Genomic DNA, 17,532 nt, shown 5'->3' with positions numbered 1-17,532 from the left:
GCAGGCCCCTCAGCTTGTGCTCAACCCGTTTTTTTCAACCCAAGCCGAAAGCGACGCGCATTGGCCACGTAATGCTGCGCACTCAGGCGCAAACCTTCCAACTCTTCGCTCCCGAGTTGGCGCACGACCTTGGCCGGGCGGCCCAAAATCATGCTGCCATCGGGAAACTCTTTGCCTTCGGTCACCAGCGCGCCGGCCCCCACCAGGCAGCCTTTGCCAATTTTTGCCCCGTTGAGCACCACCGCACCCATACCAACCATGGAGTCATCGCCCACCGTGCAACCATGCAGCGTCACCTGGTGCCCCACGGTCACGCCCTCGCCTACCGTCAGGGGTTTGCCCACATCGGCATGCAAAACGCTCGCGTCCTGAATATTGCTGCCCCGGCCAATGCGAATGCTTGCCGTATCGCCGCGGATCACCACGCCAAACCAGACGCTGACGTCGTCAAGCAGGTCCACGTCACCGATGACATGGGCACTGTCAGCAACCCAGGTCGAGTCTGCAATGCGGGGGGCAACACCATCGAGTTCGTAAATAGCCATCGTTCATCCTGTTGTTGAATTGACCGGGAATTGTAGGGATGCCGCACCTGAAGCGGACTAGCCGCGCGGATGGTGCTGCGCATGCAACACTTTGAGCCGCTCGCGCGCCACATGGGTATAAATGGTCGTGGTTGAGATATCCACGTGCCCGAGCAGCATCTGCACGGCACGCAAATCGGCCCCATGGTTGAGCAAATGCGTGGCAAAAGCATGGCGCAAGGTGTGCGGTGACAGGGGCGCCGTGATGCCCGCACTGAGCGCATACTTTTTCACGATCATCCAGAACATGACGCGGCTCATGGCCGTGCCGGGCGTGGCGCCGCGGTGCGTCACAAACAGGTCTTCGGTCTGCTTGCCCGCCAGCAACTCCGGGCGGGCCTGCGCCAGATAACGCTTGATCCAGAGACTGGCCACCTCGCCAAACGGCACCAGCCGTTCCTTGTTGCCTTTGCCAAAAACACGCAGCACATTGTCCGACAAGCTGACGTTGAACACCTTGAGCGTCACCAGTTCACTCACCCGCAGACCACTGGCATACATCAACTCCAGCATGGTGCGGTCACGCACGCCCAGCGGCGTCTGCTCATCGGGCGCCGCCAGCAGCGCTTCAACCTGGAACTCGGTCAACGTCTTGGGTACGCGCAGCGCCTGCTTGGCGGCCTGCAATTTCAGCGTCGGGTCGGCGCGGATCAGGTGCTCGCGCAACGCCCAGCGGAAATAACGCTTGAACACCGTCAGCCGCCGATTCGCGGTGCTGGCCTTGGTGGCACTGTGTTGCGCCGCAAAGTAGCCATTCAAATCATGTTCAAGCGTAGCCGACAACGCCTTGTGCTGCGGCTGCAGCCACGCGGCATACAGCGTCAGATCACGCCGGTAAGCCGCAAGCGTGTTCTTTGACAAACCTTCCTCCAGCCACAGCGCATCAATGAAGGCGTCGATGCTGGCATCGCCCGGGGTTGTCAAAGCGCTGTCTTGCATGATGAGTGGGTGCGTCAAGTACTTGTTGGAATGAAAAGTCAAGGCGCATGGTAACTGCCGCCCTGTTTAAAACTGGAGCCTCCTGCCACGAGCCAAACTGCAGGGCGACTGTATTTGACTGTTATTCTCCAAGCGTGAATTACGCCCAACTTCTATTTCCCGATTTTTCCCTGATTCTGTGCGGCTATCTGGTGTGCCGCTACACCGCGCTCAACCGCACCGTGTGGGCCCAGGTTGAAACCCTGGTGTATTTTTTCTTCTTTCCGGTGCTGCTGTTTCACTCGATCATCAAGAGCCCGCTCAACATCGGTTCTGCCGCCAGCTTCATTGGCGCGGGCTGGGCCTTGGGGCTGGCTGGCATTGCGCTGGCCTATTCAGTGCCCTATTGGCCGGGGCTGGGGCGCCATATTCCGGCGCGTCAGCATGTCGCCAGCGCCCAGGTGGCTTTTCGCTTCAATTCATTCATCGGCCTGGCGCTGGCCGACCGGCTGGCCGGGGCGCAGGGATTGCTGTTGATCGCCTTGCTGATTGGCGTGTCGGTGCCGCTGATGAATGTGGGCGCCGTGTGGCCGATGGTGCGCCATGCCGAGCGCGGGCTGCTGGGCGAACTGCTACGCAACCCGCTCATCATCGGCACGGCGTTGGGGCTGGCGGGCAATTTGCTGGGTCTGTCGCTGCCGGTCTGGCTGGAGCCGACCGTCAGCCGTATCGGGGCAGCGTCCCTGGCACTGGGCTTGATGGCAGCCGGTGCCGGGATGCAACTGAGCGCCCTCAATCGGGCCAAAGTCCTGGCGCTGGCGGTGCTGACAATTCGGCATTTGTTGATGCCACTGGTAGCCTGGGGCTTGGCACGTCTGTTTCAGCTTGACCCGGTTCAAACCACCATCCTGCTGGCATTTTCTGCGCTGCCCACCGCATCCAGTTGCTACGTGCTGGCGGCCCGCATGGGCTATGACGGTCCCTATGTGGCAGGACTGGTGACCGTATCAACCGTGCTGGGCGTGCTCAGTTTGTCGTTTGCGCTGGGGGTGTTGCAGGCCTTATAGACGTTGTAGGCGTCTGCAATAGGGACAGTTTGAGCTGCCCTCACCCCCGTATGAGATCACGGTTTGAGCAAGACCTTCAGCACATTCTGCAGTCGGCGCGCCACGCCAGCCTCAAACTGACTGGCCAACACAGCGGCAGTGTCCTGGCCCCAGGTTTGCGCTGGTGCCGGATCGTTGCGTTTGGTCAGCAGTTGCAATTGCAGCAGGCGCCGGGCGCTCAGGTGTTCAGCGGGGGTAGGCACCTCTGCGGCCATTTCAAGTCGCAGCAAGGCCGTGCTGGCGTCTCCAGCGGGTGCCTGCGCCAACGCCTTGGCCCAGTTGCTGCGGCCAGCAGCGGTGACGCGGCTACCCAGTTCCTGGAGCGAGGGCATTTGTTCGGCAGAGCGCTGCTCCCACGCGGCTAGCAGTTGCGTCAAGGCTTCGCCGTGCGCCTGCGCCGCGAGTTTGCGCAAGGCCAGCTGGGCATGCTCCAGCGCGTCACGCTGGGCCCGAAACGCCGTGTCGCCCAAACGGGGCGCTTCTTGCCAGGGACCGGCGGCAAAAGGACGCGCCTCACGTGCATCGCGACGTGGTGCCCGATCATCCGGACGACCGGCAAAACTGGCATCACGCGGGCCACGGCCGGCGTCCCTGGCAGCATCGCGGCCACCTTCTTTGCGGTCGCCGAACTTGCCGCCACGCATCATGGGGGCAGGCTCGGTCTTTTTCATGCCAGGACGGTCATCACCACGCACCGCCACCACCGGACGGGGTGCCGCTTTGGGCGGCGCCGGCGGCTCAAGGGGCGCAGCCGGTTCAACCGACTCGACCGGGGTAGGCGCCTCAGCCGACTCAGGCGTCACCTGCGCTTCCTGGCCAAGCAGCGCCTCGGACGGTTCAATTTTTGCTACTTTATTTATAGCTACTTGCGCAGTATCTACGGGGGCTAGAGCCTTATTTGATTCGTTTTCTTCAGACGTTGGCAGCGCGGCCTGCGCCGCTTTGGCCTGGGCCTGACCACGCAAGGCGGCCTCCAGCGCACTCATGGCACTGCGAATCAGCTGCGCGTCACCGGCCGCATTGGCCGCTTCCAGCGCTTTGGCGGCATCAAGTACCACGCGGTCACGTTCCCCCAGCGCCGCGTCGGCCTTTTCACGCTCTGCAGTCTTGCGGTTAAAAGCTTCATCAATCGGCTTGCGAAAGGCGTCCCACAGTTTTTGTTCCTGGCGGCGCTCCAGCGGCACCACATGGGTCTCAGCCTGCCAGCGCTGCTGCAAGGCCTTGACGGCATCAATGCGCAGCACGGGCTCGGCCCCCAGCGCCCGCGCTTCATCAATCAGGGCGTGGCGCGCGGCCAGACTCTGCTTTTGCAGCGCCTCCAGCGGCGCTGCCGCCTTGTCGATGGCCGCCTTCCAGAGCGGCTGCAGTTCGGCAAACATCTTCTCGCCCACGTGGCCGCCTTCACGCCAACGGTCGCCAAACTGGTGCAGCAGGCGGTTGAAGCCTTTCCAGTCGTTGTCCAGCGCCACCGGATTGGCAGCAGCCCAGGCATTGACCTCTTCAATCAGCGCCAGGCGCTGCGCCCGATGCTCGGCCGACTCGGCCTTGACTTTTTCCAGCCAGGCCTCGACCACCTTGTAGGCTTCGTTGCAGGCATCGTCAAACCGCTTCCACAAACCGTGGTTGGGCACACCCCCCTGGTCGGTCTGCTTCCACTGATCACGCAGCGTGCGCAGGCTCTCCTGCATCTTGCGCCCACCGATGGCCTGCCCTTCAGGGCGCTTGAGCAAGTCTTCGGCCTTGGCTACCAGTTCCTCGCGCAGTTGGTCAGCACGCCAACGCTGCCACCCCTCCAACTCACCCGCTGCCGCCAGCGCCGCATGGGCCTGGTTCTCCAGCTTGTCGTCGATGATTTTGCCGAATTCCTTGAGCGCATTGCGCAAGGCGCCAGCGGCACCGGCACTCGCCTTGCCATGTCCTTCGGCAACTTCTTGCTCTAATTTAAGTAGCGCTTCACGCACTATTGACAAGGCCTGCGCCTTGATCTCAGGATCAACTTTGGCTTTTTGTGGTTTGGCCACCGCTTCCAGGGGCACACCGCGCGCCACGCGCAATTCGTCGGCCCACACCGGCACCGGCGGCAGGGCCGCTGCGGGGTCGCTGGCGGCAGCCACGGCTTGCGTCAAAGCGCTCTTGAACGCGTCCCACACCAGGAGCAGTTGCGCGCGCGAAGCGTCCAGCAGCGGCGGGAACTTGGACTCGACGCTGGGCCAGTTGGCGTCACCGGACAAGGCCACAGCCTGCGCTTGCCAATGGTCCACATCAGCATGCAAGGCCTCAAGCACGGCCTGCGCGTCGCGCCACGGCTTGGTGGACAGGACCTCAATGCGCTGGGCCAGCAACACCGCTGCTTCGCGCTGCACCTGCACCCGATGCTGCAGGTCTTCAATGACCTTGACCCGGTCACTAAGCTGTCCTTTGAGGGTCGCCAGCGGCTCCTTGCTCAATGGCGCGCCCGCTTTGGCGGCATCACGCTGCCAGGCCATGGCATCGGCAATGTTGAGTTTGGCCAAGGCCAGCAAGGCCTGCGCCTTGTCAGCCCATTCTTGCGCAATCGACTCCTGGCTCTTGCTGCGCTTGATCTCTTCAAGTTTTTCACGCAGTAGTTTGGCCGCGCCTTTGTCTTTACCACTGAGCTCCTTGAACACCGCCTGCATGTGCTCTGCACTGGGCGCTGTTGCCAGCCAGTCACGAATGCGCGTCGTGCGCTCGCCCGAGGTATGGGCCGAAAAGGCCCCGCCGGTCATCGCGTCCAGCGGATGGGGCTCGTTAGTTTTGACTGAAGCTGGCGTCACTTCGGGAGCTTGGACAGTTTTGTTGAGGGCAGAAAAAGGAAACATGAATCGCACAAGCAAAGAATATAGGAGGATCCCCACCGGTTCTCGGAACAGGGCTGAACCGCTATTTTCGCCGCTATTTCCCGGCCGTAGCAAAAAGTCTGGCAATCGGTCACAAATTGCGAAAAATCAAGCTTTTCATCGACCGAAGCATTACCGTGCCATAAGACTCAATTTCAGCCTCCAATCACTTTATAAGCTAAAATTGGAATAAAGACTCAACTTTATATTGTTGACTTGATATATAAAGTACACCTAGAATCCGCCGTCCCCGCATCAATGCAGGGATAACCCGAACCCGCTGCCGAACCCGGCATAGTCAAATCTCTGCACAACACCTATGAAACACATCGCAGGATATTGATAGCGTACCAACCTAAACGAGGTGCCCCCGGTGCTGAACTGCCTGCAGTGCAAACCCCAAGCCCCCGCGAACGAAGGAAAAGCTATGACAGCGTCTGAAAAATTCACCTTGGGCCTACGGTCTTTTGCTACCGTCATCACCAAAGGCGTTTTTGAAATCACCCACAGCAGTTTTGCCCTCATTGGGCTGGCTGTTATCTTTGGCATCATCACCTTGACCGCGCGCCCCGAGCTGCGCCAGCTCGGAGAAGTCAAATTGTTTAGCTGGCTGCAAACGCGCCAGATCGTGGAGACTGGCTTCGAGAGCCAACTTGATGCGATTGATCGCGCCACGGCCAGCAACCCGCAGGATTTGCCCAAGCAACAAGCCGCGGTTGCTTTCTGGCTCAGTAAAAAATACCGCGTGGCACCGGAGCCCCTGAGTGCCCTGGTGGCTGAGGCCTACAAGATCAGCCAGCACAGCAAGCTCGATCCCACGCTGATCCTGGCCGTCATGGCGGTTGAATCCGGCTTTAACCCCTTTGCCCAGAGCCCGGTGGGCGCGCAAGGCCTGATGCAGGTCATGACCCATGTCCACAAAGACAAGTACGAGAACTTTGGTGGCCAGTTTGCCGCTTTTGACCCGGTTACCAACCTGCGCGTCGGGGTCAAGGTGCTGCAAGAATGCATCCAGCGTGCCGGCTCCATGGAAGGTGGTCTGCGTTATTACGTGGGAGCTGCCAATATAGAAGATGATGGTGGCTACGCTGGCAAGGTCATGGCCGAGCACACGCGTCTGCAAATGGTGGCAAAAGGCCGCGCCGTGCCAATTTTCCGACCCCAGGTCGCGCCTGCACCAGCACCGCGCGCGCCTGAGAGCGAGACAGTGGCCGCGGTGTTCAACTCCTGATACACGTGGCTGGCTTGACCAGATGATGCGTCACGTCAGTTAAACTCGGGCGGCACGCGACTGGCGATAGGCTCTCAACCCGGCATGGGCGTGAGACGCTGAAGTGGGAACACCACGGGGGAGCGTGCCGCATTGCCAATGTGGCAACTGTGATTAGCCGTTCGCCTGGGCAGCCCTGGGATCAAATGCATGACCCCCAGGCCCATTGTCTTCAAGGACTGCCATGTACAACCGTAACATCCTCATCGAACAGACCGACCCCGAAATTTTTGCCGCTATTGCAGCGGAAAACGCCCGCCAGGAACAGCACATTGAGCTGATCGCCAGCGAAAACTACGCCTCCCCCGCCGTCATGGCCGCGCAAGGCACGCAACTGACCAATAAGTATGCCGAAGGCTACCCCGGCAAACGCTACTACGGCGGTTGCGAGTTTGTGGACATTGCCGAGCAACTGGCCATTGACCGCGTCAAGCAAATCTTTGGCGCCGAGGCCGCCAACGTGCAACCCCATTGCGGCGCGTCCGCCAACGAGGCGGTGTTTCTGGCCTTTTTGAAACCCGGCGACACCATCATGGGCATGAGCCTGGCTGAAGGCGGCCACCTGACGCACGGCATGGCACTGAACATGAGTGGCAAGTGGTTCAACGTCGTCAGCTACGGCCTGAACGACAAGGAAGAGATTGACTACGACGCCATGGAGCGAAAAGCCCATGAGTCCAAACCGAAACTGATCATCGCCGGTGCCTCCGCCTACAGCCTGCGCATCGACTTTGCTCGCTTTGCCAAGGTCGCCAAAGACGTGGGCGCCATCTTTATGGTGGACATGGCGCACTACGCCGGCCTGATTGCCGCCGGCATCTACCCCAACCCCGTGCCACACGCTGACGTGGTGACCAGCACCACCCACAAAAGCCTGCGCGGCCCGCGAGGCGGCATCATTTTGATGAAAGCGCAGCATGAGAAAGCCGTCAACAGCGCCATCTTCCCCGGCCTGCAAGGTGGCCCGCTGATGCATGTGATTGCGGCCAAGGCGGTGGCGTTCAAAGAAGCACTACAGCCCGAGTTCAAGGTCTATCAGCAACAAGTGTTGACCAATGCCCGCATCGTGGCTGAAACGCTGGTGTCGCGCGGCCTGCGCATTGTGAGTGGCCGCACTGAAAGCCACGTCATGCTGGTCGATCTGCGCTCCAAAAGCATCACTGGCAAAGAGGCTGAAGCGGTACTGGGCAGCGCCCACATGACCATCAACAAAAATGCCATCCCCAATGACCCTGAAAAACCCATGGTCACCAGCGGCGTGCGCATCGGTACCCCGGCCATGACGACCCGCGGCTTCAAGGACGAAGAAGCCCGCATTACTGCAAATTTGATAGCAGACGTGCTAGATAATCCGAGGGATAGCGCCAATATTGATGCAGTACGCGCCAAGGTGCATGCCCTGACGGCACGGTTCCCGGTTTACGGTTAATCACCCATGAAATGCCCCTTCTGCAGTCACTCGGAAACCCAGGTGGTGGAAACCCGGATTTCTGAAGATGGGGACTCCATCCGGCGCAGACGCCAATGCGCCTCGTGTCAAAAACGCTTTACCACTTATGAGCGTCCCGACGTTGCCTTTCCGGCCATTGTCAAAAAAGATGGCCGGCGCATTGAATACGAGCGCGCCAAACTACTCGCTTCCATGAAACTGGCGCTACGCAAGCGCCCGGTGAGCACCGAGCAGGTGGATGGCGCCGTGGAGCGCATTGAAGAAAAGCTACTCATGCAAGGGGTGCGCGAGTTGCCCTCAGCCCGCCTGGGCGAACTCGTGATGCGCGAGCTCAAGAAGCTCGACAAAGTGGCTTATGTGCGCTTTGCCAGTGTGTACCGCAGCTTTGAGGATATTGACGAGTTCAAGACGCTGGTGGATGAGGTGCGGCGGTAGGCGCAAACAGCCAAGGTGATGACTGGTGAAAGGAGGGAAACTGGCCCAACTGGCACCAGGCACCTGACAAAACCGACAGCCGGTTGATGTTGCCTGACATGCGGCATGCACGCACATTGAAGTTCAAACCAAAGCTTTTTACACTTTGGGCATGGATACCCAAACCACCTGTCCTTGTGCAACACCCATTCGCCGCCCTGCACCCAATCGAGCGCAGGGCGGTTTTTCCATTGTTGAGGTGCTGGTTGCCATCATTATTCTGAGTGTGGGCATGCTGGGCGCGGTCGGCATGCAGGCAACAGCCATGCAATCCAACAAGGAAGCCCGCAATCAAGCGGCAGCCACTACTTTTGCCCGTGAACTTGCCGAGAAGATGCGGGGCAACCACACAGTCGCCATCAAGACTGATCCCGATGAGAATCCCTACGTTTTTGATGAAACCCTGAACATCAACGACACCATCCCGACCCCAACCGTCAACTGCTTCAAAGACGGGTGCCCAACCGTCAAAGACGCCGCAACCTGGGATGTTGCGGACTGGCAGGGACGCGTCCAGGTCACACTCCCCACCCCCAGAGTCAAGGTTTGTTTTGACCAGACTCCTTTTGACAGCGCAGGAAAGCCCCAGTGGGACTGCACAGACGACGGAGATATTGCCGTGCTGAAAATGAGTTGGACAAGAAAAAACACGGCAGGAACGCTCGAATTTGCCGGAAGTACCGGTATACCGGTCGTCGTTGTGCCACTGACCGCAGGAAGCTCCGAATGATGCAACGCCGCCTTCCCCATACAGGCCGCAAGCAGCGCGGCTTGACGCTGGTTGAGTTGCTGGTCGCCCTCGGTCTGGGTCTGCTGGTCGTGGTCATCGCAGCAACGGCTCTTTTGCTGGGCCAGCAAGGCTACCGCAGCGTCGACACCACCACCCAGCTGCGGGACCGGGAACGTTTTGCCGCTGACCTGCTGGCACGCGTCATCATTCAAACGGGTTATCAGGATCTGGGGGCTGGCAGTGTTTCCCTGCGCTCAACAGCCAAACTTCTTGGCAATGACCCAGAGCCCGATATTTTCGGCTGGAACAACGCGGTTTACAAAAATCCTGACGACCTGGTCCTGAGTACCAGTACCAAGATCGCTAACGGCAACAGACCGACATCAAGCTTGTGCACTGCCAATGACACTTCCTGCAAGAACGGCAGCGACGTTCTGGTGGTGCGCTACCAAGGCGTGAACTCGCCAACCGATGCCACCAAGCCCGACAACACCATGATCAATTGCATGGGATTTGGGGAGGCCGGCTTAACCAACGGGAACCTCAACGATCGTGCGGCCAGTGTTTTCCATGTCACACGAGGCACCAATGGCGAACCGTCCCTCTCCTGCTCTTTCTACAAATTTGCGACCGGTGTCTGGGCCGCATCCCAACCCATGATTGAGGGCGTTGAGTCTTTCCAGGTGCTGTTTGGCACCGACGGCGTCACCCCCTTGACCGCGGCCAGCGCTGCCGTCACGCAAGACACCGTCGCGGAGCGCTGGCTGCGCGCCGACCAGTTGACTGTCGCCGGCAACACCGCAGCCACACGCGAGAACTGGCGCCGGGTGCGAGCGGTGCGCGTCGGCCTGGTGCTACGGGGGCCCGTGGGCTCGGCCGAGCAGGCGTATGCAGACCCTTTCACGCCGCTGGGCCCCATGTATGCCAGCCCCGATGACACCGGCTCCAATCTGTCGGTGACGGCGGACCGCCGCCTGCGGCTGCAAAGTACTTTTACCGTGCATTTACGCAACGACCTGACGCTCCGATGAAGTACCAACCTCCAGCATTCTTGCGCAGCGCGGCTGTGCGCGTGCGCAGCAAGCAGCGCGGATTTTCCCTCATCACCACGCTGATACTGCTCATCGTGGTCACGGTGCTGGGCATCGGCGCGAGCCAGATGGTGTTGCTGTCCGAGCGTGCGACCCGGTTTGACCGCGACACGCAAATCGCTTTTCAGGCGGCAGAAGCCGCACTGATTGACGCGGAATTCGACATCCGCGGCCCCAACACATCGGCCACCCAGCGCATGGCCTCATTTTCAGCCAGCAGCGGGCTCGGCTTTATAGACGGTTGCGGCACCGGTGCCTCGCTGGGCTTGTGTTTGCCTGTGGCCGAGGGTCAAAAGCCGATCTGGTATGCCGTGGATTTCACCGACGACACCAGCAGCGCCAAAACCGTGAAATTTGGCGACTTCACTGGCCGAACCTTTGCAACCGGCACCAGCGGCATTCGCCCCGAGATGCCCCCGCGCTACATCATTGAAGTGCTGCCTGACAAAACCCCGGGACGAAGCGCCAGCGCGCAAAAGACCCTGTTCCGCGTCACCGCCATGGGCTTCGGGCCACGCAAGGAAACCCAGGCAGTGGTGCAAATGATATTTAGAAAAGAGTGATCGTCATGAATTTCCGAATTTTGTTTTCAAGCTCATCCGGCAAGTCATCGAAAAAAAAGTGGGGCGTCCGGCTGGCCCTGCTGGCAGCCTTCTCAGCCATAACGGTCGGGGTTGTGATCAGTGCAGTTACTCTGCCGCCCTTGGTGGTGCTGCCGGCCGAACCGCTCTACATGAACGGTGCCAAGACCAAAGGCAACCTCACACTGGCACTGTCTGTTGAATTCCCGACGGTGGGGCAAACCTACCGGGACACTTTTGACATAACCAAGGAGTATGTGGGCTATTTTGACCCCAAGAGCTGTTACGGCCAAGTGCCTGGGGGCAACTATTTTGACTGGCACAACGCGCCCAACGCCAGCGGCAGCTGCGGGGGCGGTGGATTCAGCGGTAACTTCATGAACTGGGCGACATCTTCGGCCATAGACATCATGCGCTACGGGCTGACCGGCGGCAATCGCGTCACAGATAACGCCACCGGGAATGCCGAGACCATTGTCGAGCGCGCTTGGCTGCCTAACTCGTTTTACAAGAGTCCCGCCTATTTCAGCGAAAAGTGGGTTTCACAGGCGGCTGCGGCAAGTCTGGTCGAGACGTCGCTCTACAACAAGATTGGTGCTTCGGGTTTATGGATTTACAACTGCAAGAATCGAGTCTACTTCGCGGATGCGCAAGACACCATCGCCAGCAGCACTTGCGACGCTCCGTTTGGGACATCGGCCGATAGCAAAAGCCACCCGCACCTGATTGGATCAACGGCGGGCCAGAACTACTACGAAATCAGGAACAGGGTGTGCGACCCGGACAGTGCGCCCCACCGCCTGATGAACTACGACCCGGATACCAAGAAATGGTCGGGCCTGTGCTATCGCTACCCAAGCGGCAAGTACAAGCCGGTGGGGCAATTTCAGATGAATGCTGACAACCTGAGGGTCTCTGTTTTGGGTTACCTTCAAGACGACAATCTGTCACGCTACGGTGGGGTGCTGCGTGCGCCGCTCAAATACCTGGGGCCCAAAAACTACGACGTCAACTTCAATCTATTGACTGCCGCGAATGCCCGCGCGGAATGGGATGCCACAACAGGTGTGTTCATCGACAACCCCCAAAGTGGCGATTCAACGTATGGTGATCAGGGTTACCCCAAGAGCGGCGCCATCATGTACATCAACAAGTTCGGCACACTCAACCCTGACAGCATCGGTGTTTACAAAGATCATGATCCGCTCAGCGAGCTGTATTACGAGGCAATTCGTTATCTGCAGGGCAAGCAGCCCACAGCCCAAGCCATAACAAACGTGAGCGGTTCAACGTCTTCCAAAGCGCTTCAAGAAAACTTCCCGGTTTACAAAACCTGGACAGACCCGTTCGCAGGCTTCACGGATACCACGGACACCGGCAAAGGTTGTTTGAGAAACAGCATTCTGACCATTGCGGACGTTTTCACGCACAGTGACAGGTCCGTTCCAGGCAACGGCTTTACTAACTATGACGATTTTGTCCGTGCTGCAGAAACCTCACCTGCTCTTGATGTCCCATTTTGGACCAACGTGGTCGGCAGCTTCGAAAGCGGGGGCTCGGCCAGCTACACCGACAGCCAAGGGAACCCGCAAACGGCAACCAACCTTGCCTCCAACACCACATACAGTTGGCTAAGCGACGCTAGCACCCGAGTGACTGGCGCTGGAACGAACAAAGACGACCTGACCAAGCAGGGTGACAGCGGGGGCTCCTACCACATGGCCGGCTTGGCCTACTGGGCCAATACCCAGAGCTTTCGTACCGATTTGCCCAAAGGACGGATCAAAACTTATGCCATCGATGTCAACGAGAGACGTGAAAGCGACAACGTGGATTTCCGCCGGACGCGGCAGCTGTACCTCGGTGCCAAGTATGGTGGCTTTGACGACAGCGCGGCCGGCAACACCGGTAACCCTTATACGGGCGGCACCAACGTGCTTTGGCAGGGCACGGACGGAGAAGCCAAGAACTATTTTCTGGTCAGCGACGCGGCGAAGTTCCTGGACTCCCTGGCCGAGGTGTTCGCACGTGTCGTGGAAGAAACCGGCAGTATTGCCGGCGGCGCCATTTCGACTCAGCGTCTTACCGCAGGCCAGGCAGAGGCCGTGTTCCAGGCCCGGTTTAATCCGGTTGCCAACTTCTGGAGTGGGCGTCTGATCAAGTTCCCACTCACGCTGGATACGGCAGGCACTGGTCTGGTCATCGGCGGCACCCCCACTTGGGAGGCGGGCCAGGTCCTGACCGCTGCGACCCTGATCGACCACGGCGCTGCCAGAAACATCGTCATTGGCGCGCCAATTGGACTGCAGGCTACGGTCTTGCCTACCCCCTTCAAATGGGCTAATCTGGCCCAGGCCCACAAGGACGCCCTCAATATCAGTCCTTATGGCGTCCCTGCCCCAGTCGTTGACACGCTGGGCTCGGACCGGCTCGATTACCTGCGTGGCGACCGGAGCAAGGAAATCAAGCCCTCCACACCACTGGGCCCATTCCGGCCGCGTGACATCGTCATGGGCGATATCGTCAACAGCGGCCTGGTGTACATGGGCAAGCCATCGGGTAGCATCACAGGGACCGACTACAACACTTTCTACGCGGCTAACAAAAGTCGTTCACCCGTTATTTTTGCCAACGCAAACGACGGCATGCTGCACGCCTTCTACGACAGCACTGGCGCCGAGGCATTCGCTTACATCCCCGGATTCGTTGCGGGCAAACTCAACCAACTGCCCGATCAGGACTACAGCCACACCAGCATCAACGATGCAACACCCGCGGTATCAGAGGCTTATATCGGCGATCAGTGGCGCAGTGTTCTGGTCTCTGGTGTTGGCGGCGGTGGCCAGGGGCTGTATGCCCTGGATGTGACCAATCCAGCAACTTTCACCAAAGACAATGTGCTCTGGGAGTTTACGGACCGTGACCATGTGGCGATGGGCAATGTGCTGGGCGCCCCACAGATCGTCAAGCTTCGTACCACCAACTATGGCGTTACCCCCGTCGGCTACAAATGGTATGCAGTGGTCGCCAGTGGTATCAACAACTACGCGGCAGACGGTTACGCGCATGCCACCGGCAACCCTTCGATCTTCATCATCGACCTGTCCAGAAAGCCGAGCGCTTATCCGACCGAGCAGCCTTGGACCGAGGGCACCAACTTCTGGCGCATTGAGCTTCCCCAAGGCAGCACCGCTATCGCCAAAGGCCTGTTAGGGTTGACCACGGTGAAGAACTTCCAGACTGGCGCGGTAGATAGTCTGTATGCTGGGGATATGCAGGGCAACGTCTGGAAGCTTGACTTCACGCTGCTGGGCACCGGCAGCTTGACTACCGACGCCAGCGCCAACTTGACGGCATTCAACGCCAAAACCGGAACCAGCACTGCATTTTTCGTCGCCAAAGACAGCAACGAGGAACTGCAGCCCATCACCGGCGAGCCCGTTGTCATCAATGCTTTTTTCGACAGCAAACTGGTGTCCTTTGGTACCGGCAAATACCTGGAGATACCGGACACCACCGTGCCGATGACTGTGGGCGCTTCGTTTTATACGCTGCTAGACAACACGCAAGCCATTACCGGACGCTCGGTCTTGCAGCAAGGCAGTGTTTCGACCTCTGGCACCGTCACGATCCCAAGTTTTGTCTATGGAAAGCCCACAACAGCCGACCCCGCATTGAGAATGGGTTGGTATGTGGATTTTGACAAGAGCATTGGCGAGCGCCAGATCAGCGACATAACCGCCGATTTTGGTCAGCTGTTTTTTGGTTCCCTTTTCCCCACAAAGGGCTCATGCGGCGAGGGCGGGGGTCGGTTCTATGCTGTGAACTCACTCACGGGTAACGGGATGTCCGAGTTGTCGCAGGTTGGCATATTGGCCGCACCCCTGGTTTTAGAAGTCGGCAGCACGGGGCTTACCATGAGTGACACCAGTGGTCAGCGAACAGCAACCCGCAACGTGGCTATCATTACACAGGGATCCAAGGGTCTTAAGGTGGCTGCCACTGGACTCACCTACAACGACCAGGTAGGACGACTGAGCTGGCGCCAGATCAACAACTACCGGGAAAATAAGAATAACTAACCCAGGGGGTCGTCATGCGCTCCATCTATCAATCACCTTCCGTTCGACACCGCACCCAATCAGGCTTTACCCTGATTGAGCTCATGATCACCGTTGCGATCATTGGCATATTGGCAGCCCTGGCTTACCCGGCCTATACCGACTCAGTACGCAAAGGCAAGCGGGCTGAAGCGCGGGCGGCGCTCATGAACCTGTTGCAACAACAGGAGCGTTACTTGACCCAGATGAATACCTATGTCACCTTCGACGCAGGCGAGACGGGTACGGCGTTCAAAACGTACTCCTCGTCCGACGGCACATCAGCCCAAAGCAGTCATCTACTCGGTGCCCAAGAGTGTCAAAAAGTAGGTAGTGACACCCCGACCCTAAAGGATTGCATCGAAGTGTTTGCTGTGCCTCAAGCGGGAGTTTTTTCCGACCCACAGGTAGATTCAATGGCGATCGACACCCAGGGCAGGAGAACCTGCACGGGTACCAATATTGACCGCTGCTGGAAGTAAAGGCCCTGCCATGCCGTTCAACCACCGATCGAAACAGCGCCTGCAGGCGGATCCGTCAGGCCGTCAGATCGGCTTTACCCTGATTGAACTGCTGGTAACCATAGCCATTGCGACCGTCTTGATGCTGGTAGCCGTACCAAGTTTTGTAGAGTTCCAGCGAAATGCACAGCTATCAGATGCCGTCAGTAATTTCATTGCCGCCGCCAATGCCGCACGAGCCAATGCCATGAAGCTGGGGCTTAACACCTATATGGTGCCCAACAATACGGGGACAGGCTGGAGTTCAGGCTGGATGGTGTATGCCGATGCCAACTGGAATGAAGCGTATGACGCAGCCACAGAAGAAGTGATACTGCGCCATGAAGCCTTGAGTTCAGATGTCACCATCAATACTTCAACCGGCAGCCTTGCAGATGGTTATCTGATGTTCAACGGCAGTGGTTACCCGCGATTGAAAGTAACAAATGCCTTTGGCGGCGGTACGATTGTGATGAGCAACATATCGCGTAAAAGTTCGATCATCATTAACCCTGCTGGCCGCGTGCGGTCCTGCAAAACCGATTCAACAGGTTGCGACTAATTCAGTCTTTCATTTCAAACTCTTCCTCCTTCCTGACGTGACAACAAGCCTGCCGCAACCCATGCGCGACGCGCTCAACCTGGCCTGCGCGGCATTGCTCGTTGCCCCACCCAATCCGAGGGTAGGCTGCGTCATGACGGATTGCCGCGAAAACACGCTTGGGCAAGGCCACACCCAGCGCACTGGCGGTCCGCACGCTGAAATCGTTGCCCTGCGCGATGCTCAGGCTCGGGGTAATTCGGTTGCAGGCGCCACCGCCTACGTCACCCTGGAGCCCTGCTCCCACCACGGCCGCACCGGCCCATGCTGCGATGCGCTCATTGCAGCAGGCATCAAAAAAGTAGTGGCTTCCATCGCCGACCCCAATCCGCTGGTCTCAGGCCAAGGCTTCGAGCGCCTGCGCGCAGCGGGGGTGGAGGTCGAAGTGCTGCCTACCGACGACCCGCTGGCGATTGCGTCGCGTGAACTCAACATCGGCTTTTTCAGCCGGATGATCCGCAGGACACCCTGGGTGCGCCTGAAGATGGCGGCCTCGCTGGATGGCAAGTCTGCTCTGGAAAATGGCGCCAGCCAGTGGATTACATCGGAGGCTGCGCGCAGGGACGGTCATGCCTGGCGCGCCCGCGCCTGCGCCGTACTTACCGGCATCGGCACCGTACTCACGGACAACCCGCGCTTGGACGTGCGGCTGGTCGACACGCCACGCCAGCCTCATCTGGTGATCGTGGACAGCCGCCTTGAGACGCCACTGGATGCCGCACTTTTTACGCCGGGACGCGTCATCTACCTCTACGCTGCCGTCCAAAACGAAGCTAAAAAAGCAGCGTTGGAAGCGCGTGGCGCCACAGTCATTTACGCACCCGGACGCGAACCCGCAACGCGGAACAAGGTAGACCTCGCCGCCATGCTGCGTGACTTGGCGGCGCGTGAAATCAATGAGTTGCACGTGGAGGCTGGCCACAAGCTCACTGGCTCTTTCATTCGGGAAGGTTTGGTGGATGAATATTTGGTCTACCTCGCACCCATGCTGATTGGGCTTGGCAGTGGCATGGCCAACTTTGGCCCCATCACGCAGCTCAAAGATGCGGTGAAGCTGCGCTTTCACAGCATCGAGCCCGTCGGTGATGACCTGCGTATGCTTGCCAGAGCGCCCGGCCGCGAAACGTTTTGAATCGCCGACAGAACCCTTTTAGCTATCAATTATATAGCTATATAGTCAGATACGACGGGGGCTAGAGCCCTAAAAGGCTTAAACCATTGGGTTTGGCATGGATTGCCGCGCTGCGGTCGCCATGACGACTAAGGCAG

14 protein-coding genes and 1 riboswitch are annotated in these 17,532 nt (G+C 59.0%); of the genes, 11 read left to right on the top strand and 3 right to left on the bottom strand.

Annotated features, from left to right (window positions below):
* Positions 1-20: 20 nt before the first annotated feature.
* Complete coding sequence (locus tag WA157_RS09255) at positions 21-545, bottom strand: gamma carbonic anhydrase family protein (protein ID WP_422620659.1); 525 nt, start codon at positions 543-545, stop codon at positions 21-23.
* A gap of 57 nt (positions 546-602) precedes the next feature.
* Positions 603-1,523, bottom strand: a complete 921-nt coding sequence (gene xerD, locus WA157_RS09250; protein ID WP_422620658.1) for a site-specific tyrosine recombinase XerD — start codon at positions 1,521-1,523, stop codon at positions 603-605.
* Positions 1,524-1,657: 134 nt separating this feature from the next.
* Between xerD and WA157_RS09245 the strand changes: the two genes are divergently transcribed.
* Positions 1,658-2,569, top strand: a complete 912-nt coding sequence (locus WA157_RS09245; RefSeq protein ID WP_422620657.1) for an AEC family transporter — start codon at positions 1,658-1,660, stop codon at positions 2,567-2,569.
* 56 nt (positions 2,570-2,625) lie between these two features.
* Here the strand turns inward: WA157_RS09245 and WA157_RS09240 are convergent, their stop codons facing one another.
* A complete protein-coding gene (locus WA157_RS09240; protein ID WP_422620656.1) occupies positions 2,626-5,448 on the bottom strand; it encodes a DUF349 domain-containing protein in 2,823 nt (940 codons plus the stop codon).
* Between the two features lie 445 nt (positions 5,449-5,893).
* Here WA157_RS09240 and WA157_RS09235 point away from each other — a divergent pair, with 445 nt between their 5' ends.
* From WA157_RS09235 to ribD, 10 genes are all read left to right on the top strand, one after another.
* Positions 5,894-6,697, top strand: coding sequence for a lytic transglycosylase domain-containing protein (locus WA157_RS09235; protein WP_422620655.1), 804 nt, complete (start codon positions 5,894-5,896; stop codon positions 6,695-6,697).
* A 46-nt stretch (positions 6,698-6,743) separates the two neighbouring features.
* Positions 6,744-6,875, top strand: a riboswitch (ZMP/ZTP riboswitch).
* A gap of 45 nt (positions 6,876-6,920) precedes the next feature.
* Positions 6,921-8,165: a serine hydroxymethyltransferase gene (gene glyA / locus WA157_RS09230; protein ID WP_422620654.1), complete on the top strand. Its 1,245-nt coding sequence runs from the start codon at positions 6,921-6,923 to the stop codon at positions 8,163-8,165.
* A 6-nt stretch (positions 8,166-8,171) separates the two neighbouring features.
* Positions 8,172-8,621 carry a transcriptional regulator NrdR gene (gene nrdR / locus WA157_RS09225; RefSeq protein ID WP_422620653.1) on the top strand — a complete coding sequence of 150 codons (450 nt, stop codon included), beginning with the start codon at positions 8,172-8,174 and terminating at the stop codon, positions 8,619-8,621.
* Positions 8,622-8,772: 151 nt separating this feature from the next.
* A complete protein-coding gene (gene pilV, locus WA157_RS09220) occupies positions 8,773-9,390 on the top strand; it encodes a type IV pilus modification protein PilV (protein ID WP_422620652.1) in 618 nt (205 codons plus the stop codon).
* Positions 9,387-10,421, top strand: a complete 1,035-nt coding sequence (locus WA157_RS09215; protein WP_422620651.1) for a PilW family protein — start codon at positions 9,387-9,389, stop codon at positions 10,419-10,421. Before pilV ends, WA157_RS09215 begins: the two co-directional genes overlap by 4 nt.
* Positions 10,418-11,044, top strand: a complete 627-nt coding sequence (locus tag WA157_RS09210) for a pilus assembly PilX family protein (protein ID WP_422620650.1) — start codon at positions 10,418-10,420, stop codon at positions 11,042-11,044. Before WA157_RS09215 ends, WA157_RS09210 begins: the two co-directional genes overlap by 4 nt.
* A gap of 395 nt (positions 11,045-11,439) precedes the next feature.
* Positions 11,440-15,144, top strand: a complete 3,705-nt coding sequence (locus WA157_RS09205; protein WP_422620649.1) for a pilus assembly protein — start codon at positions 11,440-11,442, stop codon at positions 15,142-15,144.
* A gap of 14 nt (positions 15,145-15,158) precedes the next feature.
* Positions 15,159-15,644, top strand: a complete 486-nt coding sequence (locus WA157_RS09200; RefSeq protein WP_422620648.1) for a type IV pilin protein — start codon at positions 15,159-15,161, stop codon at positions 15,642-15,644.
* Positions 15,645-15,654: 10 nt separating this feature from the next.
* Complete coding sequence (locus WA157_RS09195; protein WP_422620647.1) at positions 15,655-16,224, top strand: GspH/FimT family pseudopilin; 570 nt, start codon at positions 15,655-15,657, stop codon at positions 16,222-16,224.
* 61 nt (positions 16,225-16,285) lie between these two features.
* Positions 16,286-17,395, top strand: coding sequence for a bifunctional diaminohydroxyphosphoribosylaminopyrimidine deaminase/5-amino-6-(5-phosphoribosylamino)uracil reductase RibD (gene ribD / locus WA157_RS09190; RefSeq protein WP_422620707.1), 1,110 nt, complete (start codon positions 16,286-16,288; stop codon positions 17,393-17,395).
* Positions 17,396-17,532: the final 137 nt, after the last annotated feature.

Source organism: Rhodoferax ferrireducens (genome assembly GCF_049302455.1).
GTDB classification, from domain to species: Bacteria; Pseudomonadota; Gammaproteobacteria; order Burkholderiales; family Burkholderiaceae_C; genus Rhodoferax; species Rhodoferax ferrireducens_B.
This window is presented reverse-complemented; position numbering and strand designations above follow the sequence as displayed.